This window comes from Williamsia sp. Y721, from assembly GCF_059683565.1.
On sequence record NZ_JCASNH010000001.1, the window covers coordinates 798,974 to 820,088 of the forward strand.

23 protein-coding genes are annotated in these 21,115 nt (G+C 64.3%); 13 read left to right on the forward strand and 10 right to left on the reverse strand.

Annotated features, from left to right (window positions below; genetic code table 11):
- Positions 1-17 precede the first annotated feature (17 nt).
- The 6 genes from rpsE (at position 18) to map (ending at position 4,193) form a co-directional block, all read left to right on the forward strand.
- A complete protein-coding gene (rpsE, locus tag AC56PL_RS03350; protein WP_482135400.1) occupies positions 18-689 on the forward strand; it encodes a 30S ribosomal protein S5 in 672 nt (223 codons plus the stop codon).
- Between the two features lies 1 nt (position 690).
- The gene (gene rpmD / locus AC56PL_RS03355; protein ID WP_084835423.1) at positions 691-870 is read left to right on the forward strand and encodes a 50S ribosomal protein L30; all 180 of its coding nucleotides are present in this window, start codon (positions 691-693) and stop codon (positions 868-870) included.
- A 5-nt stretch (positions 871-875) separates the two neighbouring features.
- Positions 876-1,316, forward strand: a complete 441-nt coding sequence (gene rplO / locus AC56PL_RS03360) for a 50S ribosomal protein L15 (protein ID WP_495514986.1) — start codon at positions 876-878, stop codon at positions 1,314-1,316.
- Positions 1,317-1,502: 186 nt separating this feature from the next.
- Entirely contained in the window at positions 1,503-2,828 is a 1,326-nt protein-coding gene (gene secY / locus AC56PL_RS03365; protein ID WP_495514987.1) for a preprotein translocase subunit SecY, read from the forward strand.
- Positions 2,825-3,370, forward strand: a complete 546-nt coding sequence (locus AC56PL_RS03370; RefSeq protein WP_495514988.1) for an adenylate kinase — start codon at positions 2,825-2,827, stop codon at positions 3,368-3,370. Before secY ends, AC56PL_RS03370 begins: the two co-directional genes overlap by 4 nt.
- A gap of 31 nt (positions 3,371-3,401) precedes the next feature.
- The gene (gene map / locus AC56PL_RS03375; protein WP_495514989.1) at positions 3,402-4,193 is read left to right on the forward strand and encodes a type I methionyl aminopeptidase; all 792 of its coding nucleotides are present in this window, start codon (positions 3,402-3,404) and stop codon (positions 4,191-4,193) included.
- Between the two features lie 17 nt (positions 4,194-4,210).
- Here map and dtd read toward each other — a convergent pair whose 3' ends face one another.
- Together dtd and AC56PL_RS03385 are read right to left on the reverse strand one after the other, a co-directional pair.
- Positions 4,211-4,648 carry a D-aminoacyl-tRNA deacylase gene (dtd, locus tag AC56PL_RS03380; RefSeq protein WP_497153009.1) on the reverse strand — a complete coding sequence of 146 codons (438 nt, stop codon included), beginning with the start codon at positions 4,646-4,648 and terminating at the stop codon, positions 4,211-4,213.
- Between the two features lie 9 nt (positions 4,649-4,657).
- Entirely contained in the window at positions 4,658-5,311 is a 654-nt protein-coding gene (locus tag AC56PL_RS03385; protein WP_497153010.1) for a hypothetical protein, read from the reverse strand.
- A gap of 114 nt (positions 5,312-5,425) precedes the next feature.
- Here AC56PL_RS03385 and AC56PL_RS03390 point away from each other — a divergent pair, with 114 nt between their 5' ends.
- A complete protein-coding gene (locus AC56PL_RS03390) occupies positions 5,426-6,235 on the forward strand; it encodes a TIGR03620 family F420-dependent LLM class oxidoreductase (RefSeq protein WP_495514992.1) in 810 nt (269 codons plus the stop codon).
- Here the strand turns inward: AC56PL_RS03390 and AC56PL_RS03395 are convergent.
- From AC56PL_RS03395 to AC56PL_RS03430, 8 genes are all read right to left on the reverse strand, one after another.
- A complete protein-coding gene (locus AC56PL_RS03395) occupies positions 6,219-8,477 on the reverse strand; it encodes a molybdopterin-containing oxidoreductase family protein (protein WP_497153011.1) in 2,259 nt (752 codons plus the stop codon). The genes AC56PL_RS03390 and AC56PL_RS03395 overlap by 17 nt on opposite strands.
- Before the next feature lie 103 nt (positions 8,478-8,580).
- The gene (locus AC56PL_RS03400) at positions 8,581-9,591 is read right to left on the reverse strand and encodes a substrate-binding domain-containing protein (protein WP_495514994.1); all 1,011 of its coding nucleotides are present in this window, start codon (positions 9,589-9,591) and stop codon (positions 8,581-8,583) included.
- Positions 9,592-9,692: 101 nt separating this feature from the next.
- Entirely contained in the window at positions 9,693-10,940 is a 1,248-nt protein-coding gene (locus AC56PL_RS03405; RefSeq protein WP_497153012.1) for an alpha-hydroxy acid oxidase, read from the reverse strand.
- Positions 10,937-12,418: a rhamnulokinase gene (locus tag AC56PL_RS03410; RefSeq protein ID WP_497153013.1), complete on the reverse strand. Its 1,482-nt coding sequence runs from the start codon at positions 12,416-12,418 to the stop codon at positions 10,937-10,939. The genes AC56PL_RS03405 and AC56PL_RS03410 overlap by 4 nt, the downstream gene beginning before the upstream one ends.
- A complete protein-coding gene (locus AC56PL_RS03415; RefSeq protein ID WP_497153014.1) occupies positions 12,415-14,451 on the reverse strand; it encodes a bifunctional aldolase/short-chain dehydrogenase in 2,037 nt (678 codons plus the stop codon). Before AC56PL_RS03415 ends, AC56PL_RS03410 begins: the two co-directional genes overlap by 4 nt.
- A gap of 60 nt (positions 14,452-14,511) precedes the next feature.
- Positions 14,512-15,681, reverse strand: a complete 1,170-nt coding sequence (gene rhaI / locus AC56PL_RS03420; RefSeq protein WP_497153015.1) for an L-rhamnose isomerase — start codon at positions 15,679-15,681, stop codon at positions 14,512-14,514.
- Position 15,682: 1 nt separating this feature from the next.
- The gene (locus AC56PL_RS03425; protein ID WP_497153016.1) at positions 15,683-17,068 is read right to left on the reverse strand and encodes an MFS transporter; all 1,386 of its coding nucleotides are present in this window, start codon (positions 17,066-17,068) and stop codon (positions 15,683-15,685) included.
- A 112-nt stretch (positions 17,069-17,180) separates the two neighbouring features.
- On the reverse strand, positions 17,181-17,552 hold the full coding sequence (locus tag AC56PL_RS03430) for an L-rhamnose mutarotase (RefSeq protein WP_497153017.1): 372 nt from the start codon (positions 17,550-17,552) through the stop codon (positions 17,181-17,183).
- A 341-nt stretch (positions 17,553-17,893) separates the two neighbouring features.
- Here AC56PL_RS03430 and infA point away from each other — a divergent pair, with 341 nt between their 5' ends.
- From infA to AC56PL_RS03460, 6 genes are all read left to right on the forward strand, one after another.
- Positions 17,894-18,112 carry a translation initiation factor IF-1 gene (gene infA / locus AC56PL_RS03435; RefSeq protein ID WP_020109371.1) on the forward strand — a complete coding sequence of 73 codons (219 nt, stop codon included), beginning with the start codon at positions 17,894-17,896 and terminating at the stop codon, positions 18,110-18,112.
- A 137-nt stretch (positions 18,113-18,249) separates the two neighbouring features.
- Positions 18,250-18,363, forward strand: a complete 114-nt coding sequence (gene rpmJ, locus AC56PL_RS03440) for a 50S ribosomal protein L36 (RefSeq protein ID WP_026917227.1) — start codon at positions 18,250-18,252, stop codon at positions 18,361-18,363.
- A gap of 180 nt (positions 18,364-18,543) precedes the next feature.
- On the forward strand, positions 18,544-18,912 hold the full coding sequence (gene rpsM, locus AC56PL_RS03445; protein WP_482135384.1) for a 30S ribosomal protein S13: 369 nt from the start codon (positions 18,544-18,546) through the stop codon (positions 18,910-18,912).
- 3 nt (positions 18,913-18,915) lie between these two features.
- Positions 18,916-19,323 carry a 30S ribosomal protein S11 gene (rpsK, locus tag AC56PL_RS03450; protein WP_020109368.1) on the forward strand — a complete coding sequence of 136 codons (408 nt, stop codon included), beginning with the start codon at positions 18,916-18,918 and terminating at the stop codon, positions 19,321-19,323.
- 24 nt (positions 19,324-19,347) lie between these two features.
- Positions 19,348-19,953, forward strand: a complete 606-nt coding sequence (rpsD, locus tag AC56PL_RS03455; protein WP_495515001.1) for a 30S ribosomal protein S4 — start codon at positions 19,348-19,350, stop codon at positions 19,951-19,953.
- Positions 19,954-20,043: 90 nt separating this feature from the next.
- Positions 20,044-21,099, forward strand: a complete 1,056-nt coding sequence (locus tag AC56PL_RS03460; RefSeq protein ID WP_020109366.1) for a DNA-directed RNA polymerase subunit alpha — start codon at positions 20,044-20,046, stop codon at positions 21,097-21,099.
- Positions 21,100-21,115 lie beyond the last annotated feature (16 nt).

The following is a 21,115-nucleotide window of genomic DNA, read 5'->3' on the forward strand; positions in this document are numbered from 1 at the left end:
AATGGAAGGACCATCTGATGCCGGGACGTCAGCGGCGTGATGGCGGTACCGGAAGCGGACCCGCCGGAAGCAACAGCAATGACCCGAACGCAGCCAACGCAGGCGGCGACCGCCGCGGCGGTGGTGGCGGTAACCGCGATCGGCGCGACAACCAGCGCGGTGGCGGTCGGGAAGACAAGAATCAGCTAGAGCGTGTGGTTGCCATCAACCGCGTCTCGAAGGTGGTCAAGGGTGGACGTCGGTTCTCCTTCACCGCTCTCGTGGTCGTCGGTGACGGCAACGGACTGGTCGGTGTCGGTTACGGCAAGGCCAAAGAGGTTCCGGCCGCGATCCAGAAGGGTGTCGAGGAGGCTCGTAAGAGCTTCTTCCGCGTCCCAATGATCGGCGCGACCATCACTCACCCCGTGCAGGGCGAAGCCGCTGCCGGTGTTGTGATGCTGCGTCCGGCCAGCCCCGGTACCGGTGTGATCGCCGGTGGCGCGGTGCGTGCCGTGCTCGAGTGCGCGGGTGTCCACGACATCCTCGGCAAGAGCCTCGGCTCGGACAACGCCATCAACGTGGTCCACGCGACTGTTGCAGCACTCAAGATGCTGCAGCGCCCCGAAGAGGTTGCCGCACGTCGTGGGCTGCCGATCGAGGATGTCGCTCCGGCCGGTATGTTGCGCGCCCGTGCAGGACAGGGAGCTTGATATGGCCGAGTTGAAGATCACCCAGGTGAAAAGCACCATCGGGCAGAAGAGCAATCAGCGTGACAGCCTGCGGACCCTCGGACTCCGAAAAATCCGCCAGACCGTCACCCGCGAGGACAACGCCCAGAACCGCGGCTTGATCAAAGCGGTCCGGCACCTCGTGACCGTCGAAGAGGTTTAGTCACAATGACAATCAAATTGCATCATCTTCGCCCCGCCCCGGGGTCGAAGACAGAAAAGACCCGCGTGGGTCGTGGTGAAGGTTCCAAGGGTAAGACCGCGGGTCGCGGCACCAAGGGCACCAAGGCACGCAAGAACGTGCCTGCCGGCTTCGAGGGTGGGCAGATGCCCATCCACATGCGGCTGCCGAAGCTCAAGGGCTTCAAGAACCGCAATCGGGTCGAGTACCAGGTTGTCAATCTCGAAGACATCGCCCGGTTGTTCCCGGAAGGGGGCACCATCGGTGTCGAAGAGTTGGTCGCCAAGGGCGCGGTTCGTAAGAACGAACTGGTGAAGGTGCTCGGAGAGGGCGAATTGTCGGTGGCCGTGCAGGTCAGCGCCAACAAGTTCTCGTCGTCGGCCAGCGAGAAGATCGCTGCTGCCGGCGGTACGACGACTGTCCTGTAAGGCAGCCGCAGTCCATCGACCACCCGGACTCGCTACAGTGGCGGACGGCGCGGACATCATTGCCGCGCCGTTCGTCACTTCAGTGGTCACCGCTCGGTCCCCCGAACCGGTGACTGTTAGAGTTCAAGAGTTGTTCGTAGCCCGGTGCAACGCTGCTGCCGGAGCGACTTTGCCCAGGAGGAGTTAGTGCGTTCCGCCGTCATATCGGCCTTCAGGACACCCGACCTGAGGCGGAAGATTCTCTTCGTTCTGGGAATCATCATCCTTTATCGTCTCGGTGCGACCATTCCGTCGCCCGGTGTCGACTATCAAGAGATCCAGACATGTCTTGATGTCGTCTCCCGAGGAGATTCCGCCGGAATCTACTCCCTGATCAACATGTTCTCCGGTGGAGCTCTGCTCCAGCTGTCCGTGTTCGCGATCGGCATCATGCCGTACATCACCGCGAGCATCATCGTGCAGCTGTTGACCGTGGTCATCCCGCGCTTCGAGCAGTTGCGCAAGGAAGGCCAATCCGGTCAGGCCAAGATGACGCAGTACACCCGCTACCTCACGGTTGCGCTGGCGCTGCTCCAATCGACAGGCATCGTCGCCCTGGCGGCCAGGGGCAATCTGCTGCCCGACTGCCCGAACAGCGATCAGATCCTGAATGACCAGTCGATCTTCGGACTTCTCATCATCGTGCTGGTCATGACGGCCGGCGCCTGTGTGGTGATGTGGTTCGGTGAGCTGATCACCGAACGCGGCATCGGCAACGGTATGTCGCTGATGATCTTCGCCGGTATCGCCGCACGTATCCCGTCCGAGGGCAAGACCATCCTCGACACCCGCGGTGGCCTGGTGTTCTTCCTGGTGATCCTGGCTGCGCTGGCGATCGTTGCCGGTGTCGTCTTCATCGAGCAGGGCCAGCGCCGGATCCCGGTGCAGTACGCCAAGCGCATGGTCGGACGGAAGATGTACGGCGGTTCGTCGACGTACCTGCCGTTGAAGGTCAACCAGGCCGGCGTCATCCCCGTGATCTTCGCGTCGTCGTTGCTGTACCTGCCCAACCTGATCCTGCAGCTGACGCAGAGCCAGACCGCAGAGCCTTCGTGGTGGCAGCGCGCGATCCAGACATACCTGGTGGACCCGAGTAATCCGGTCTACATCCTCGTCTACTTCTTGATGATCATCTTCTTCACGTACTTCTATGTGGCTGTCACGTTCAACCCGCAGGAACGTGCCGATGAGATGAAGAAGTACGGCGGCTTCATTCCGGGCATCCGTCCGGGTCAGCCGACGGCCGATTACCTCGGTTACGTGCTGAGCCGGATCACCCTGCCCGGATCGATTTACCTGGGCATCATCGCCGTCCTGCCGAACCTCTTCCTGGAAATCGGTAATTCAGGTGGCGTCCAGAACATTCCGTTTGGCGGTACCGCGGTGCTGATTATGGTCGGCGTCGGCTTGGACACGGTCAAACAGATCAATTCGCAGCTCATGCAGCGCAAGTATGAAGGGTTCCTCAAGTGAGACTGGTGTTTCTCGGCCCACCCGGAGCCGGCAAGGGTACACAGGCCGAACTGCTCTCGGAGAGCATTGGTATCCCGCACATCTCGACCGGCGATCTGTTCCGGGCGAACATTTCGCAGGGGACCCCGATCGGTCTCGAGGCCAAGAAGTATCTCGATGCCGGCAACCTCGTGCCGTCGCAGATCACCGTCGACATGGTGCGCGCACGCGTTGCCGAGCCGGATGCGGCGAAGGGCTTCATTCTCGACGGGTTCCCGCGTTCGACCGAGCAGGCCGACGCGCTGACCGAGATCCTCGCGGATCTCGACACCAAGCTCGATGCCGTGCTGTCGTTCAGCGTGGACGAGGACGTCGTTGTCAAGCGGATGCTGGCCCGTGGCCGCGCCGATGACACCGAAGAGGTCATCCGCAACCGCATGCACGTCTACGAAAAAGAGACGTCACCGCTGCGTGAGTACTACGGCGATGCGGTGAAGTCGATCGACGCGATGGGCGACGTCAACGAAGTGCATCAGCGAGTGCTGCGCGCGCTCAGCGCCTGAGCGCACCTCAACTTCGAATCAGTAGGTGATCATGGGGTTTCGTAAACCGAAACCGGTCCCGTTCCGCAGTCCCGGTGAGGTGGACGCCATGGCGGCCGCCGGTGCGATCGTCGGCCGTGCACTGGTGGCTGTCCGCGAAGGCGCCAAGCCCGGGGTGAGCACGCTCGAACTCGATGCGATCGCCGAGGCCGTCATCCGTGACGCCGGTGCGGTCCCGTCGTTCCTCGGGTACCACGGGTTCACCGGTTCGATCTGCAGTTCGGTGAACGAGGTCGTGGTGCACGGCATCCCGTCGAAAGACGTGGTGCTGGCCGAGCACGATCTGGTCTCGATCGACTGCGGTGCGATCCTCGACGGCTGGCACGGTGATTCGGCGTGGACCTTCGGTATCGGCGAGTTGTCGCAGGCCGACTCCGATCTCAACGACGCCACGCGACTGGCTCTCGAAGCCGGTATCGCGGCGATGGTCGATGGCGGGCGTCTGACCGACATCTCCCACGCGATCGAGACCGCAACGCGGGCCGCGGAGAAGACCTTCGGTCGCGAGTTCGGAATCGTGGACGGCTACGGCGGTCACGGTATCGGGCGCGAGATGCACCTCGATCCGTTCCTGGCCAATGAGGGCAAACCCGGGCGGGGCCCGGTTCTGGTGATCGGGTCGACGCTGGCCATCGAGCCGATGTTGTCGCTCGGCACGGTGGATACCACTGTGCTCGAAGATGATTGGACCGTTGTCACGAACGACGGCAGCCGCGCCTCCCACTGGGAACACACTGTTGTCGTCACCGGCGACGGGCCGCGAATTCTCACCACCCGGCCCTGACGTCGGGTACGCCGGACCTACACCTCGAGAGCGATGGTGACCGGTCCGTCGTTGACCAATGCCACGTGCATATGGGCCCCGAAGCGTCCGGTTTCGACGTGGGCGCCCAGCGCACGTAATGCGGAGATGACCTTCTCGACAAGTGGTTCGGCGACGGGTCCGGGTGCGGCCGCATTCCACGACGGCCGTCGGCCCTTGGCCGTGTTGGCGTACAACGTGAACTGACTGATCGCCAGAATCGGGGCATCGAGATCGGCGGCGGAGCGTTCACCGTCCAAAATGCGCAGGCGCCATATCTTTTCGGCGAGGGTGGCGGCCTGGGCGTCGGTGTCGTCGTGGGTGACGCCGATCAGGGCCACCAGTCCCTGCGCGCCGTCGCTCAGCGGTAGCGCGCCGACCGTTTCTCCATCGATGCTGACCGAGGCCGAGGTGACGCGTTGCAAGAGTGCCTTCACCCGGTCAATTCAACCAGTGGCGAGTTGGTAGGCGACGATGACCTCGACCGGTCCGGTGGGTGCGCTCTCGTCCCCGCCCTGCACAGTCCACAGCGCGGTTGACGTGTCGATGACATCCCGGACCGGATTGCCGATCCCGGGGAGGGGTTCGGTGTAGATGCCCTTCGTGGGACCGCCCGTGCAGCCGTAGACATGCACGTACTGCACGTCGCCGGTCGCCACGGCCATCGGGTTGCGTCCGAGGGTGCACCGGGATCCGTCGGCAAGATCGAGTCCGGCCGGGATATAGGGACTGACGTCCGACATCATCACGAACGTGGCACCCATCGTGCCCAACTCCCGGTCGCGTGGGTCGGCGAGACAGGCGGCGGTGTTCTCGGCGGCCTGCCAGCAGAATCTGAGTCCTTCAGGGGTCTCCGAACAGCGGTAACCACCGCTGATGTCCGTGAAGCACTTCAGCGGAGCCAGGGTTTCGACGTCGTGGGTGCTGTAGCCGTCCACAAGCATGCCGTCGCGATCGGGTCCGAACGGGTTGATCGTCCGGACCTCGGTGGCGGCAACGGGTGTGGTCGACTTCGTCGAGCGTTCGGGATCGGGATTCTGCGTGGTGCAACCGCAGAGCAGCGCAATCGAGATTGCGATCAGGGCCACGGCAGTCCGCATGAGTGCGAGACTACGTTCGTCGACTGCCTGTTTGAAGCCTGGCGAGATCATTGACGGCTTTTGAATGACCCTCCAATGGAATGTTGTGGTGGGTGCGTCGGGTTGGATTGTTGTATGACCGGTTTTGGAACGCATGGGGTGTGGGCGGGTTCGTCGGCGCTGTCGCAGGAGCAGGCACAGCAGATCGAGAAGCTGGGCTACGGCGCCATCTGGCTGGGGGGTTCGCCTCCTTCGCTGAGCCCGGCCCGGACGTTGCTCGAGGCCACCGATTCGATTCGCGTGGCCACCGGGATCACCAGTATCTGGAACACAGACCCGGCCGACATCGCCGATCAGTTCAGCGCCTTGGAGGACGATTTCCCCGGCCGCTTCCTACTCGGCGTCGGCGTCAGTCACCCGGAGGCCGTCGACGAGTACAAGAGTCCCTATGACGCTCTGTGTGCGTACCTCGACGGCCTCGACAAGGGCGGTGTTCCGGTCGATCGTCGGGTGATCGCCGCACTCGGCCCGCGCATGCTGCGACTGGCCGCGGAGCGTTCATTCGGTTCGCACCCCTATCTGGTTCCGCCTGCCCACACCGAATACGCCCGGATGATCCTCGGCCCGGAGAAGTTCCTCGCCCCCGAGCACAAGGTGGTGCTGACCGAGGACGCGCAGCTGGCACGTTCTGTCGGTCGCCCGTACGTCGACCAGCCGTACCTTCACCTGCAGAACTACACCAACAACCTCAAACGTTTCGGCTACACCGACGCCGACTTCGCCGATGGCGGCACGGATGCGCTGATCGACGAACTCGTGGCGCACGGCACCGCCGAGGTCGTCCGAGAGAAGATCGACGCCCACCTCGGCCAGGGCGCCGACCACGTGGCCATCCAGGTCCTCGGCGACGTCGACATCGTCGAGGTGCTCAGTCAGTTGATCTGAGCGCGGCCGACTGTACGGTCTGCCCGGCCAACCGGGCGCGTATCGACGTATCGAGCGCGCGGACCTCGATCGGCACCCCGGTCATGTTCGCCATACCGGCCAGCCGTTCGAGGTCATCGGGATCGGACGAGATCAACGTGTTGACGTTCGCGCCACCTGTCCCCAGGTCATTGGCGGACGCGGTGTTCGCCTGGGTCCATCCGCCGCTGCCGTTGTGACCCCAACCATGCGGTATCGCAACAACTCCGGGCTTGATGTCTTCGGTGAGCATCACGGGCAGCGCTATCTGTCCGTGACGCGAGCGGACGGTGACGAGTTCACCCTCGGCGATGTCGCGGGCCTGGGCATCGACCGGATGCATCCGGGCCGCGTGGGTGCGTCCGCCGCGTAGTAGCAGGGGAGCGTTGTGCTGCCAGCTGTTCTCCGAGCGGATCTCACGCATACCGATGAGGCGCAGCGGGAACGACGGGTCCGATGAGTGGTCGAGGCGATCGATCTCGGCGATCAATTCGGGTGCGTCCAAACGGATCTTGCGACTTCGGTGGGTGATGATGCCACGAAGTTGCCCGGGTTCGAGGTGCTCGGCAACGATCTTGCCGTGCGGGAACCTGGTGACCAGCCGGTGGAGGTTCAGGCCCGTCTTGCGCAGTCCGAATCGGTCTCCGCCGGTGCCGATCCGGATCAGCAGATCTGACAACAGATCCGGCGTCCAGGGTTTCCCGATGCGGTCGGCGAGCCGGTTCCACAGGTGTAGCGCACCGAGCAGCGGGGCCCGGGTCGCCAGTGCGGCAACGAGTTCGTTGATGATCACCCATTCCTCGCGGGCCTCGCCGCGTGGTGCGATCACCGCGTCGGTGGCCTGTTTGAACGGTGTGGTGAACAGTGCCTGGAACGGCAGCAGGAAGTCTGACCGCTCGTACATCGTGGTCGCAGGCAGGATGTAGTCGGCGTGCGCGTTGGTCTCGTTCTGGTAGATGTCGAGTGAGACAAACAGTTCGACCTCGTCGAGCGCCGCACTCAATTCGTCTCCATTTGGTACCGATAGCACGGGGTTGCCTGCACTGATGAACATCGCCTTGAGTTGGCCGGGCCCCGGAGTGGTCATCTCCTTCGCCATCACCGATGCCGGAGCGGTCCCGAGTATCTGTGGCAGGCCGCCGATCCGGCTCCGCCGACCGGACCAGGCGAACCGCGGAACACGCTGCAGCGCTGCGACACCCAGGCGCTGACCGGGGATACCGAGATCGCCGAACATCGACCCGCCGACCTCGTCGAGGTTGCCGGCAACCAGGTTCACCATGTCGAGCAGCGCTGTGGTCAGGGTTCCGGTGCGACCGAGCGACGTGCCGACCCGGCCGTACACCGCGGCCCGCTCGGTCGACACCAGGTCGCGGGCGAGTCCGCGGACCGTCTCGGCGTCGACGCCGGTGTGTTCGGCGGTGGTCTCGGGTGAATAGGCCTGCGCCACATCCTTGATCGCCACCAGCCCGGTACTGCGCTCCGCCAACAGTCGTTCGTCCGCGAGGTGCTCGTCGAACATCACGTGAAGCAATGAGAGCAGCAGGAGTGCATCGGTGTCGGGAACGATGGGCTGCCACTCGAACTCGCGGGCCGTCTCGGTACGGCGGGGGTCGACGACCAGCACCCGACCGCCACGTTTGGTGATGGCGGTCAGTCCTTCCCGGATCCGTGGAGAACTCATCACGCTGCCATGGGAGACAACGGGATTGGCACCGATGATGACAAGGAATTGCACCCTGTTGATGTCGGGGATGGGGGAGGTGAGTGGGTTGCCGTACAAGAAGTGACTGGCGGCGAACCGGTTGTTCACGTCTTGTGAGCCGGCCGAATAGATGTGCGGCGTTCCCAGCAGATTCAGAAACATCGCGGCCCACATCACGTGTCCGGCGGAGAACGTCGCCGGATTGCCGAAGTACCAGCCGATGGCCGAGGCGCCGTCGCGTCGGTGCACCGCGGCGAGCTTGCCGGTGATCTCACGCATCGCGGTCTCCCAGGAGACCCGCTCGAACTCGCCGCGATCGTTCTTCCGGAGGGGATGCAGGACGCGGTCGGGGTCGTTGACTATCTCACTGAACGCGATGCCCTTCGGGCAGGCGAAACCCTTCGACAGCGGGTTGTCCGGGTCTGGCCGCAGCGACAGCAGCTTGCCATCCTCGGCGGTCGCAATCATCCCGCACAGTGGTTCACAGATCCGGCAGTAGGTGGTCTTCTCCTGCGCCATGAGACATCTCCCTGGTGACCGGCGTTGGCATCTGACCACGAGTGTTGCACGTCTCGGTCGATCGATGCAGGGAGTTGACAGGGGTTGCCGGGTCGGGGTGCTGTCAGGCCGGGGCAGTGGATGCGCGGACGACCAGTCGCGGTTGGAAGCGCACGTGCCGGGGTGGGACGTGTGGACTTCGTGTGGCCTCGCCGACCAGGAGGTCGATGGCACTGGAACCGAGTTGCTTGCTCGGTTGGCTGATCGAGGACAACGGCACCACCGCGGCCTTGGCAAAGTCGATGTCGTCGTATCCGATCAGGGCGATGTCGCCGGGCACCGAGACGTCGGCGAGCATCGTCAGGGCCTGCAGGACGCCCATCGCGAGTAGGTCGTTGGCGCAGAAGATGGCGTCGGGGCGCTCGGCGACGGGCCGTCTGCGGATCTCTTCGCCTGCGGCTCGTCCGGCCAGGACGCTGAGCGAGCGGGTCTCGATGACCTCGAGGGTGGCGCCGGGTACCTGTTCGATGGCCTCGCGTGCGCCTTGCAGACGGTCGGCGACCTGACGGATGGCCTGCGGACCGCCGACGAAGGCGATCCGCCGACGTCCGGTGTCGCACAGGTGGCCACAGGCCAGGGCGCCACCGGCGACGTCGTCGACCGATACGGAGGGAAAGGGTGTCTGTTCGCCGTTGCGGTCGACCAGGACCACGGGCGTACCGCGCAGTTGTAGCGCTTCGAGTCGGCTCAGGTCATCCCCGACCGGTGAGACCAGTACGCCGAAAACCCGTTGCTCGTCGAATGTTTCGATGTAGGTGTGCTCGCGGTCCGCGTCGTCGTCCGAAGTGCCGAGCAGCAGCGTGAGGTTGTTGTCGGTGGCCTGGCGTTCGGCGGCCCGGGCCAGATCGGTGAAGAACGGGTTGCCCACGTCCAGGACGATCAACCCGACACACCGCGACCGGCCGGCCTTGAGTTGGCGAGCGGCGTCATTGCGGACGAAGCCGAGTTCGGCGATGGCCTTGTGCACCCGATCGACGGTGGCCGGGGCGACCTTGTCGGGGGAGTTCAGCACATTCGAGACGGTGCCGATGGACACGGCGGCGCTCGCCGCCACGTCGCGCATGCTCACCACCATTACTCGCCTTCTTTCTCGCCGACGCGGACCTCTCCAACCCTGACACCGTGGACCCGCAGTCACCAGGTGACGACGGGTCCACAGGACAGGCTAACGCGGGTTCAGGCGCGTTCGGTGTTCATCGCGCGGGGCGCCAGGCGTGTCAACTGAGTGACGTGTGCGGGCGTCAGCTCTTCGAGAGCGTTGACACCCAGCAGTCGCATGGTGCGTTCGATCTGCTCGGAGAGGATCTCGATGGCGCGGTCCACGCCTGCCTCGCCGCCGGCCATCAGGCCGTAGAGGTAGGCCCGGCCGATCAGGGTGAAGCGGGCCCCGAGTGCAATCGACGCGACGATGTCGGCGCCGGACATGATGCCGGTGTCGAGCACGATCTCGGTGTCCTTGCCGACCTCTTGCGCGACCTGCGGCAGCAGGTGGAACGGAATCGGTGCCCGATCGAGTTGGCGGCCACCGTGATTGGACAGCACGATGCCGTCGACACCGAGATCGACAACCGCTTTGGCGTCGGCGACGGTCTGGATGCCCTTGACCACGACCTTGCCCGGCCACTGATCGCGGATCCAGGCGAGATCGGAGAACGTGACGGTCGGATCGAACATGGTGTCCAGGAGCTCGGCCACCGTGCCCGACCACCGGTCGAGCGAGGCGAAGGCCAGCGGCTCGGTGGTGAGGAAGTCGATCCACCACTGCGGTCGTGGCAGCGCATTGATGACGGTGCCCGGTGTCAGTGCAGGCGGGATGGACATGCCGTTGCGCTTGTCGCGCAGACGTGCGCCCGCGACCGGCACGTCGACGGTCACCAGCAGGGTGTCGTAGCCCGCGGCAGCCGCACGCTCGACAAGGGCCATCGAGCGCTCGCGCTCTTTCCACATGTAGAGCTGGAACCAGTTGCGGCCATTGGGGTTGGCCGCCTTGACGTCTTCGATGGACGCGGTGCCCATCGTCGACAGCGCGAACGGGATCCCGGCCCTGGCCGCCGCGTGGGCGCCTGCGATCTCGCCTTCGGTCTGCATCATCCGGGTGAAACCGGTGGGTGCGATACCGAACGGCAGTGCCACCGGGGCGCCGAAGACGTCCCAGCCGGTGTTCACCTTCGAGACGTCGCGAAGGATCGCCGGGTTGAACTGGATGTCGTTGAATGCCTCGCGGGCGCGGCTGATCGAGATCTCCGCCTCCGCCGACCCGTCGGTGTAGTCGAAGGCCGGGCGCGGGGTCCGCCGCTTGGCGATCTTGCGCAGGTCCTCGATGGTCAGTGCCGAGTCGAGTCGCCGCTTCTTGGCATTGATCTCGGGCTTTTTGAACTTCATCAATGGCGCCAGGTCGTGGACCTTGGGGAACTGCCGTTTCATCGTGATACCCCTACAAAATCGTTGCGATGCCGGCCGGTCGTACGTGGCTCGTATCGCTCTAGTGGGAAAGTTGCGGCGACCATCGCGCGTGCGCTCTCGAGGTCGTCGGCGATCAATTGCTGGGCCCGGGCGGTGATCAGGACATTACCGATCGCCGTCGCCTCGACGGGTCCGGCGAGGACGGGCATGCCGAGTCGGTCCGCGGTGAGCTGGCACAGCAGCCGGTTCCGGGCTCCGCCGCCCACCAGGTGGACGGTGTCGACCGCGGTGCCGGACAGCGACGCCGCCTCCTGCACCCGCCGGGCGAAGGCGCCGGCGAGGCTCTCGAGGATTGCCCGCACCATCTGCGCCGGTTCGGCCGGTGCCGGCAGGCCGCGGGCGGTGTACCACCGCGCGATCCGGGCCGGCATGTCACCGGGGGAGAGGAACTCGGGGTCGTCGGTGTCGAAGAGTTCTGCCGGTGGCTTCGCAGCGGCAGCCTGATCGAGCAGTTCGGCCAGATCGATGGTGGCGCCGGAGCGTTCCCATTGCCGCACCGACTCGCTGAGCAGCCACAGACCCATCACGTTCCGCAGGAACCGGATCCGGCCGTCGGCCCCGACCTCGTTGGTGAAGTTGGCGACCCGGGCCGCCGGGTCGGTGACCCGTGAGGTCAACTCGACCCCGACCAGGCCCCAGGTGCCACACGAGATGTACGCCGACGACTCCGGCCGCATCGGCACGGCGACCACTGCGGACGCGGTGTCGTGGGACGCGACGGCATTGACCGACACCGACGACGACAGACCCAGCCCGGATGCGACGTCCGGCAGCAGCCGGCCCAATTGCGATCCGGGTTCGATCAGACCGGGGAACAGGTCCGTCGGCAGTCCGAGGATGCGGTGCAGTTCGTCGTCCCACTGCCCGTCGGCACCGAGCAATCCGGTGGTCGAGGCGTTGGTGCGCTCAGTGGCCATCTCGCCGGTCAGCCAGTACCCGATCAGGTCGGGAACGAGCAGTGCCCGATCGGCCAACTCGAGGGTGCCTGCCTGCTTCTCGGCCATCAGTTGGTAGATGGTGTTGAAGGGCAGGAACTGCAAACCGTTGCGGGCGTACAGATCTGCCGGGTCGATGGCGCTGTGCACCGCCGAGACGCCGCCGTTGTTGCGGTCGTCGCGGTAGTGGTACGGCAGTCCCAACAGGCGTCCGTCACGGAGCAGCCCGTAGTCGACGGCCCAGGAATCGACACCGATCCCGGCGAGGTCGTCGGCCTCGCGGCCTGCCGCCGCGAGCCCGCCGCGGATGTGCGCGAAGAGTCCGGGGACATCCCAGTGCAGCGCGGTCCGGTGACCGTCCCAGATCGGGAGCGGACCGTTGGCGAACCGGGTCACCTCCCGGATCTGCAAGCGATCCGGGCCGACCTCGGCCAACATCACCCGGCCGCTGGTGGCGCCGAGATCGACAGCCGCCAGCTTCCGGGTCCGTCTGCGGGAACTCATCGCAGGAATGCCGCCGCGACACCGGCGTCGACCGGCACATGCAGTCCGGTGGTGTGCGACATGTCAGAGCTGCAGAGCACAAACGCGGCGTTGGCGATGTTCTCCGGCAGCACTTCCCGCTTGAGGAGGGTGCGCTGCGCGTAGAACTCGCCCAGCTCCTCCTCCGGCACGCCGTAGACCGCGGCGCGCTTGGCGCCCCAGCCGCCTGCGAAGATGCCCGAGCCGCGGACGACTCCGTCGGGGTTGATGCCGTTGACCTTGATCCCATGCTCGCCGAGTTCGGCGGCCAGCAAACGGACCTGATGCGCCTGGTCGGCCTTGGTCGCGGAGTAGGCGATGTTGTTGGGTCCGGCGAACACCGAGTTCTTCGACGAGATGTAGAGGATGTCGCCACCCATCTGCTGGTCGATGAGGGCCTTGGCGGCCGCCTTCGACACCAGGAACGAGCCGCGGGCCATCACGTTGTGCTGCAGATCCCAGTCGGCTGCACTGGTCTCCAGCAGCGACTTCGACAGCGACAGTCCGGCGTTGTTGACCACGAGGTCGATACCACCGAAGGCCAGCACGCAGGCATCGACCGCGGCCTGGACCTGGGCTTCATCGGTGACGTCGGCGCGGACACCGATCGCGACATCGGTCGATCCGATCTCGGCAGCGGCGGCCTTTGCCTTCTCCTCGTCGAGGTCGGCGATGACCACGCAGGCACCTTCGGCGGCCAGGCGGTTCGCGATGGCCTTGCCGATACCCGAGGCCGCGCCGGTCACCAGGGCGATCCGGGTGGCAAGCGGCTTCGGCTTGGGCATCCGGGCGAGCTTTGCCTCTTCCAGGGCCCAGTACTCGATGTTGAACTTCTCGACCTCGTCGATGGGCAGGTACGTCGAGACGGACTCGGCGCCGCGCATCACGTTGATCGCGTTGAGGTAGAACTCGCCGGCCACCCGTGCGGTCTGCTTGTTCTTGCCGTAGCTGAACATTCCGACGCCCGGGATGAGGATGATCGCCGGATCGGCGCCGCGCATCGCGGGGGAGTCCTCGGTGGCGTGGCGGTTGTAGTAGGCGGTGTAGTCGGCCCGGTAGGACTCGTGCAGTTCCTTCAGGCGGGTGATGCAGTCCTCGATCGACGCGTCAGCAGGGAGATCGAGCACCATCGGCTTGACCTTGGTGCGCAGGAAGTGATCCGGGCAGGACGTGCCGAGCGAGGCGAGCCGGGGATGTTCGGCGGCGGTGAGGAACTCGAGCACCGGATCGGAGTCGTTGAAGTGTCCGACCTGGGCGTTGTCGGTCGATGCCAGGCCACGCAACGTCGGCGCGAGGGCGGCGGCCTTGGCTGCCCGCTCGGCCGGACTCAGTGGGCCGAAACCGCGGAGCGGGGGACCGAACGGCGCCGACTTGCCGTTGACGGCCAGGTAGTCCTCTGCGGCGGAGATGATCTCGAGCGAATTGGCTTCGGCCTCTTCGGACGTCTCGCCCCACGCGGTGATTCCGTGTCCACCGAGGATGCAACCGATGGCCTGCGGGTTCTGCTTCTTGACCTCGGAGATGTCGAGACCGAGCTGGAAGCCGGGACGACGCCACGGCACCCAGATGACCCGATCGCCGAAGATCTTCTTGGTGATCGCCTCGCCGTCGGATGCCGTCGCCAGGGCGATACCCGAATCGGGATGCAGGTGATCGACGTGCGCGGCGTCGACCAGGCCGTGCATGGCGGTGTCGATCGACGGCGCGGCGCCACCGCGGCCATGAAGGGTGTAGTCGAATGCTGCGACCATCTCGTCTTCGCGATCGAGGCCCGGGTAGACGTCGACCAGCGCCCGCAGGCGGTCGAGGCGCAGCACCGCGAGTCCGCCCTCGGTGAGGGTTCCGAGATCTCCGCCCGAACCCTTCACCCACATCAGATCGACGTCCTGGCCGGTGACGGGATCACGGTCGACGCCCTTGGCGGAGGTGTTACCGCCCGCGTAGTTCGTGTTCTTGGGATCGGCGCCGAGGCGGTTGGAACGTTCGATGAGTTGTTTGACGGTCGGGTTGGTCATTGCATTCCTTACAGATATCGACAAGACAGAAATTGAAAACTGAAAAATCTCAGCGAAAACTCAAGCGCCCCAAGACGACTGGGTTCCACCGACGCGCTCGGCCACGATCTTCTCCCGGTAGCCCGACTCGGCGTATGCGGCCATCGGATCGGCGGGCAGTCCGCGCTCGGCGCGCCACAGTGCGAGCTCGGGCCGGACATCGGTGTAGAACGCGTCCATGAAGATCCCGTTGGCGCCCAGCACATCTCCGGCATCCTGCGCCGCGGTCAGCGCCTCGGTGTCGACCAGCAGTGCGCGGGCCGTCATCTCCTGGACGTTGAGCACCGAACGGAGCTGACCGGGGATCTTCTCCTCGACGTTGTGGCACTGGTCGAGCATCAGCGCGACGGGCGAACCGGTGGCCAGGCCACCGCCGCGGATCACCTCGAACATGATGCGGAACAGCTGGAACGGGTCGGCGGCCCCGACGATCAGGTCGTCGTCGGCGTAGAACCGGGAGTTGAAGTCGAACGAACCGAGCTTTCCCAGACGCAACAGCTGGGCAACGATGAACTCGATGTTGGTCCCGGGTGCGTGGTGGCCGGTGTCGAGGCAGACCAGTGCCCGCTCGCCGAGTGCACTGACCTGGGCGTACGACGTGCCCCAGTCCGGAACGTCGGTCATGTAGACGGCCGGTTCGAAGAACTTGTACTCGAGCACCATCCGCTGCTCGTCGCCGATGTGCTGATAGATCGTGGACAGCGATTCGGCGAGCCGGTCCTGGCGGCCGCGGATGTCGCCCTGGCCGGGGTAGTTGGTGCCGTCGGCGAGCCAGATCTTCAGGTCGCGCGAGCCGGTCTCGTTCATGACCTCGATGCAGGCGAGGTGATGATCGATGGCCTTTTGCCGGATGCTCTTGTCGGTGTGGGTCAGGCTGCCGAACTTGTAGTCGTCGTCCTGGAAGGTGTTGGAGTTGATCGTTCCCAGGCCCACGCCCTGATCTTCGGCGTAGCGGCGCAATGCGGCGAAGTCGTCGACCAGATCCCACGGGATGTGCAGCGCCACGGTGGGAGCCAGGCCGGTGAAGCGGTGGACGGTGGCGGCGTCGGCGATCTTCTCCTGCACCGTGCGCGGGGTCCCGGGGGTTCCGAACACCTTGAATCGGGTGCCGGAGTTGCCGAACGCCCAGGAAGGGAGCTCGATAGCTAGATTCTGAAACGTTTCAATCTTGGCGGCGTCAAAGTTTTTCATGTCAGTTGCTCCCAGCATTGCCGGTCGTTTGTGCGGTGGTGGTTGTAGCGGTGGTGGTTGTTGCGAGGAGCTCAGGGCTGATGGGCCGCCCGTACCGCTCGATCTCGATGTCCTTGAGTTCCTTGCCGCGGGTGTCCGGGGCCCAGATGACTCCGATGATCAGCGCGATGGTCAGGCAGGTGATCAGCAGGAGTCCGACCCAGGCGAGCCCGACCGCCGCCAGCAGGGTGGGGAAGAAGTAGCTCAGCGCACCGGTGGCCGTGCGGACGGCGAAGAACATGACGCCCTGCGCGCTGGCGCGGTACGGGGTGGCGAACAACTCGCTCGCCCACAGGCTGTAGAAGGCCTGCGCGCCGACACCGCTGGAGATGCCCCAGCAGATCGCGAAGATGAGCAAGGTTGTCATGCCGCCATCGGTGAACATGACCAGCACGCCCCAGGCGAAGATGCCGGGAATCGCACCGAGGGCGAACAGTAGACGCTGCGACATGTGGTCGGCCAGGCGCATGAAGACGAAATAGGTGGACAGCACGGTCATACCCCAGACCAGGACCTGGAGCAGATTCTGCTGGACCTCGCTGTGCAGACCTGCGGTTTCGTAGACGCGCGGCATGAAGATTCCGGCCTGTCCGGCGACGGTGTTCCAGAAGCCGTAGATACCGATGAGCACCAGCAACGCAGTGATGTTCACCTTCTTGGAGAACAGGCCGCGCAGACCTGCGCCGCCCGAGGTGGCGATCGGCGCCGGCGTCGAGCCGGCGTTTGCGGTTGCGTTCGCGTTCTCCAGGCTTTCTTCTGTCCAGAGCTTCGACTCGGTCAGGCCCTGACGAATCCACCAGACCACTGCGGCGACCACGAACAGATGCAGGAATATCAGGCGTGAACCGAGCAGCTCGAGCGGTGCGAGTGCGGCGGCCAGGGCAAAGCCGATCAGGGGGCCGACCGACCAGGCGAGCTGAGCGGTACCGACGTGTTTGGCCCGGGCACCCGAAGGGGCCTGCTCGGCGATGTAGGTCCACGACGCCGGAACGCCTGCACCGACAGCCAGACCGGTTATTACGAACGCGATCATCAACATGCCGAAGTTGAAGGCAAAGGCCGCGATCAGCACGCCGACCATGTAGACCATCAGGTCGTATGTGTAGATCGCCTTGCGTCCGTAGCGATCACACAGTGGACCGCCGATGGCCGCACCGACGGCGGCGCCGAACGCGTTGGCGCTCAGTGCGGCGAGCAAGCCAACAGCAAAGTTGCTGATGCCGAACTCGTCTTGCCAGAAACCGAGGCTGGTGGCGATCGCGATGATCGATCCGGCTTCGATGTAGTTGGACATGGCAACAGAGATCGTTGCCTTCCAACCGGTGGTTTTCTTGGCCCCGAGTTTCATGGTTTCTCCTCATGGGGTGTGGGCGCAGGGTAATTGGTCCGGCTCGGACGAAGCGCTCGGGTGGGTGCCGAATGTGACACGGCCGATAGATCCGATCCGGATGAAGAACCGGTCAGGCGAGATGGAAGTAGTGGTCGAGCTCGGCCATCGTGGTGTCGGGGCCGGACGTGGGATCGGCGAAGTACTGCGCCATGGTGGCCTGCCACCGGGTGTTCACCGCGGTCTGGGCCATCAGTTCGCGGGCCCGGTCGAAGTTCTCGGTTTCCACGTACCCGACCACCAGTCCGGTGCCGGGCTGCAGGAACAACGAGTAGTTGGACCAGCCGGTCTCGCGCAGTGCGTCGAGCATCTCCGGCCAGACATTCTCGTGGGCAGCGAGGTAGTCGTCGATGCGGTCGGGCCGCAGGTTCATGGTGAAACACACCCGCTGACGTGGAATGTCGGCTGATGTCTCGGTAACCGTTTCCGGTTGTTCGTGCTGCATGGGCCCGTCGCCAATCGATAGTTTGAAACGTTTCAATCCGTGAGTGCGGTCACCGTAAACTGAACTGAAGGATCGCGTCAAGACCGGAATCGGGGCGATCGGGGGAGCTTCGGGGGTACCCGGGTCCACCGGACAATGCGCTTATTTGTCCTGAGCTGCGCGGCAGCGTAATGTTGATCAACGGTGCGCACGCGCGCCGGATTGTTTTCGTGCCCAGATTTGCAGAGCTTGCTCGATACGCCTGCCGACTGCCACCAAAAGAGCCCGGGTCACGTGTGTGTCATGACGGTAATCGAAGACAACTGTTCAGGTGTGGTCAACACACCAGAATCGTGGAGGCTATGGCCAAAGAAGGCGCCATCGAGGTGGAGGGCCGCGTTGTCGAACCCCTGCCCAATGCGATGTTCCGCATTGAGCTGGAGAACGGCCACAAGGTACTCGCCCACATCAGCGGCAAGATGCGGCAGCACTACATCCGCATCCTGCCGGAAGACCGCGTGGTCGTGGAGCTTTCGCCCTACGACCTGACTCGCGGCCGGATCGTTTACCGATACAAGTAAGACCCAACAGACTTCCCGGACCCCTCCGGGTAGGACAACCAGCTGGGGTGCGGCTATAAGGCTGTGCCCTGTGCTTTGAAGTAGATCCGTGCTGAGCGACCAAGGTCGGTCTCAGCACAGGCAAAGGAGAGAGTGACGTGAAGGTTAAACCGAGCGTCAAGCCGATCTGCGAGAAGTGCAAGGTGATTCGGCGTAACGGCCGCGTCATGGTGATCTGCGAGAACCTGCGTCACAAGCAGCGTCAGGGCTGATCAGCACTTCGACCCGATCGCTTGTAAGAGCGACACAACTTCATACAGGCAACAAAAGAAGACCTCTCAACACCAGCGGACTCACACAGGAGTCCGCCTACCCCCGGCACGGAGGCCGGGGCCCTGCAAGAGTCGGGGACGGATTGGGAGCAGACCTCCGAGAACCAAAGGAAACGCCACATGGCACGTGTTGCTGGTGTTGATCTTCCGCGCGAAAAGCGCCTGGAGATCGCACTCACGTACATCTATGGAGTTGGTCGTACCACCTCCAAGGAGATCCTTGCTGCCACCGGCCTGTCGGCCGACCTGCGCGCCAAGGACCTCACTGACGAAGACGTCCTGAAGCTTCGTGAATACCTCGAATCCTCGGTCAAGGTCGAAGGTGACCTGCGTCGCGAGGTGCAGGCCGACATTCGTCGCAAGATCGAAATCGGCTGCTACCAGGGTCTGCGTCACCGTCGTGGCCTGCCCGTTCGCGGACAGCGCACCAAGACCAACGCTCGGACCCGCAAGGGCCCGAAGAAGACCATCGCCGGGAAGAAGAAGTAATCCATGCCTCCTAAGTCACGTAGCGCCGGCCCCAAGAAGGGCACTCGTCGTCGCGAGAAGAAGAACGTCCCGCACGGCAGCGCGCACATCAAGAGCACGTTCAACAACACCATCGTCTCGATCTCTGATCCTGCCGGAAACGTCATCGCCTGGGCTTCGTCCGGACATGTCGGCTTCAAGGGTTCGCGTAAGAGCACCCCGTTCGCGGCACAGCTTGCTGCCGAGAACGCTGCCCGCAAGGCGCAGGAGCACGGCGTCAAGAAGGTCGACGTCTTCGTTAAGGGCCCGGGTTCGGGTCGTGAGACTGCTATCCGATCACTTCAGGCCGCTGGCCTCGAGGTCGGCACCATTTCCGATGTCACCCCGCAGCCGCACAACGGCTGCCGCCCGCCCAAGCGGCGCCGGGTTTAATCGGAAAGAAGAGGACTTTAAAAAATGGCTCGTTATACCGGACCCGCAACCCGCAAATCTCGTCGTCTGCGCGTCGACCTCGTCGGCGGAGACCAGGCGTTTGAGCGTCGCCCCTACCCGCCCGGCCAGCATGGTCGCGCGCGGATCAAGGAGAGCGAATACCTGCTCCAGCTGCAGGAGAAGCAGAAGGCTCGCTTCACCTACGGCGTCATGGAAAAGCAGTTCCGTCTCTACTACGCAGAGGCCAACCGTCGTAACGGCAAGACCGGTGACGAGCTGCTGCGTCTGCTCGAGACCCGTCTTGACAACGTCGTCTACCGCGCCGGACTCGCTCGTACCCGCCGCCAGGCGCGTCAGATGGTCAGCCATGGCCACCTCACCGTCAATGGTGTGAAGGTCGACGTGCCCAGCTACCGCGTCTCTCGCTACGACATCATCGATGTCCGCCCGAAGTCGCTGCAGACTGTTCCGTTCCAGATCGCCAAGGAGATCCAGGGCGATCGCAAGGCTCCGGGTTGGCTGCAGGTCGTGCCCGGCACGCTGCGCATCCTGGTGCACTCGGAGCCCGAGCGCGCACAGATCGACGTGCCTCTGTCCGAGCAGCTCATCGTCGAGTTCTACTCGAAGTAATCGCCGGTTGTCGGATCCATATGTCCGGCAGCGCGTTCGGCACCTAATCGGCCGTCATATAGCGGGCGTCCAAGAGGAGAAGAAGTTTCAATGCTGATTTCACAGCGACCCACACTGTCCGAAGAGATCATCTCGGGAGATCGCTCGAAGTTCGTCATCGAGCCGCTCGAGCCAGGTTTCGGGTACACGCTCGGCAACTCGCTGCGCCGTACCCTGCTGTCGTCGATTCCCGGAGCCGCTGTCACCAGCATCCGGATCGACGGAGTCCTGCACGAGTTCACCACCGTCCCCGGAGTCAAGGAAGACGTCACCGACATCATCCTGAACCTCAAGGGCCTCGTCGTGAGCTCCGAAGAGGACGAGCCGGTCACCATGTACGTGCGCAAGCAGGGCCCCGGTGCTGTCACCGGTGCCGACATCGTGCCCCCGGCCGGTGTCACCGTGCACAACCCGGACCTGCACATCGCCACCCTGAACGACAAGGGCAAGTTGGAGATCGAGCTCGTCGTCGAGCGCGGTCGCGGCTATGTCCCCGCCGTCCAGAACAAGGCGTCCGGCGCCGAGATCGGCCGTATCCCGGTCGACTCGATCTACTCGCCGGTTCTCAAGGTCACGTACAAGGTGGAGGCCACCCGCGTCGAGCAGCGCACCGACTTCGATCGGCTCGTTCTCGATGTGGAAACCAAGAACTCGATCTCCGCGCGGGACGCGCTGGCCTCGGCCGGTAAGACCCTCGTCGAGCTGTTCGGTCTGGCCCGTGAACTCAACATCGAAGCAGAAGGTGTGGAGATCGGACCCTCGCCCGCCGAGGCCGATCACATCGCGTCGTTCAGCCTTCCGATCGAAGACCTCGAACTCACCGTTCGGTCGTACAACTGCCTCAAGCGCGAGGGAGTGCACACCGTCGGCGAGCTGGTGGCCCGGACCGAATCGGACCTGCTGGACATCCGCAACTTCGGCCAGAAGTCCATCGACGAGGTCAAGGTCAAGCTGCACGCACTCGGCCTGGCACTCAAGGACAGCCCCGCGAGCTTCGATCCGTCCCAGGTGGCCGGATACGACGTCGCGACCGGTACCTGGACCGATGACACTTCCTTCTCCGACGCCGATGCCGGCGAGGATTTCGCAGAAACCGAACAGCTCTAACAAGACCCCCAGCTCA

What these genes read in the sequence shown, in the direction of transcription:
- AC56PL_RS03395 (WP_497153011.1), bottom strand. Translation starts at nt 8,477, where the DNA reads ATGGCGCAGGAGAAGACCACCTACTGCCGGATCTGTGAACCACTGTGC.
- AC56PL_RS03425 (WP_497153016.1), bottom strand. Translation starts at nt 17,068, where the DNA reads ATGAAACTCGGGGCCAAGAAAACCACCGGTTGGAAGGCAACGATCTCT.
- AC56PL_RS03385 (WP_497153010.1), bottom strand. Translation starts at nt 5,311, where the DNA reads ATGCGGACTGCCGTGGCCCTGATCGCAATCTCGATTGCGCTGCTCTGC.
- AC56PL_RS03390 (WP_495514992.1), top strand. Translation starts at nt 5,426, where the DNA reads ATGACCGGTTTTGGAACGCATGGGGTGTGGGCGGGTTCGTCGGCGCTG.
- rpmD (WP_084835423.1), top strand. Translation starts at nt 691, where the DNA reads ATGGCCGAGTTGAAGATCACCCAGGTGAAAAGCACCATCGGGCAGAAG.
- rpsK (WP_020109368.1), top strand. Translation starts at nt 18,916, where the DNA reads ATGCCTCCTAAGTCACGTAGCGCCGGCCCCAAGAAGGGCACTCGTCGT.
- AC56PL_RS03400 (WP_495514994.1), bottom strand. Translation starts at nt 9,591, where the DNA reads ATGGTGGTGAGCATGCGCGACGTGGCGGCGAGCGCCGCCGTGTCCATC.
- rplO (WP_495514986.1), top strand. Translation starts at nt 876, where the DNA reads ATGACAATCAAATTGCATCATCTTCGCCCCGCCCCGGGGTCGAAGACA.
- rpsM (WP_482135384.1), top strand. Translation starts at nt 18,544, where the DNA reads ATGGCACGTGTTGCTGGTGTTGATCTTCCGCGCGAAAAGCGCCTGGAG.
- rpsE (WP_482135400.1), top strand. Translation starts at nt 18, where the DNA reads ATGCCGGGACGTCAGCGGCGTGATGGCGGTACCGGAAGCGGACCCGCC.
- AC56PL_RS03405 (WP_497153012.1), bottom strand. Translation starts at nt 10,940, where the DNA reads ATGAAACGGCAGTTCCCCAAGGTCCACGACCTGGCGCCATTGATGAAG.
- rhaI (WP_497153015.1), bottom strand. Translation starts at nt 15,681, where the DNA reads ATGAAAAACTTTGACGCCGCCAAGATTGAAACGTTTCAGAATCTAGCT.
- rpsD (WP_495515001.1), top strand. Translation starts at nt 19,348, where the DNA reads ATGGCTCGTTATACCGGACCCGCAACCCGCAAATCTCGTCGTCTGCGC.
- AC56PL_RS03460 (WP_020109366.1), top strand. Translation starts at nt 20,044, where the DNA reads ATGCTGATTTCACAGCGACCCACACTGTCCGAAGAGATCATCTCGGGA.
- map (WP_495514989.1), top strand. Translation starts at nt 3,402, where the DNA reads ATGGGGTTTCGTAAACCGAAACCGGTCCCGTTCCGCAGTCCCGGTGAG.
- AC56PL_RS03410 (WP_497153013.1), bottom strand. Translation starts at nt 12,418, where the DNA reads ATGAGTTCCCGCAGACGGACCCGGAAGCTGGCGGCTGTCGATCTCGGC.
- AC56PL_RS03415 (WP_497153014.1), bottom strand. Translation starts at nt 14,451, where the DNA reads ATGACCAACCCGACCGTCAAACAACTCATCGAACGTTCCAACCGCCTC.
- AC56PL_RS03430 (WP_497153017.1), bottom strand. Translation starts at nt 17,552, where the DNA reads ATGCAGCACGAACAACCGGAAACGGTTACCGAGACATCAGCCGACATT.
- infA (WP_020109371.1), top strand. Translation starts at nt 17,894, where the DNA reads ATGGCCAAAGAAGGCGCCATCGAGGTGGAGGGCCGCGTTGTCGAACCC.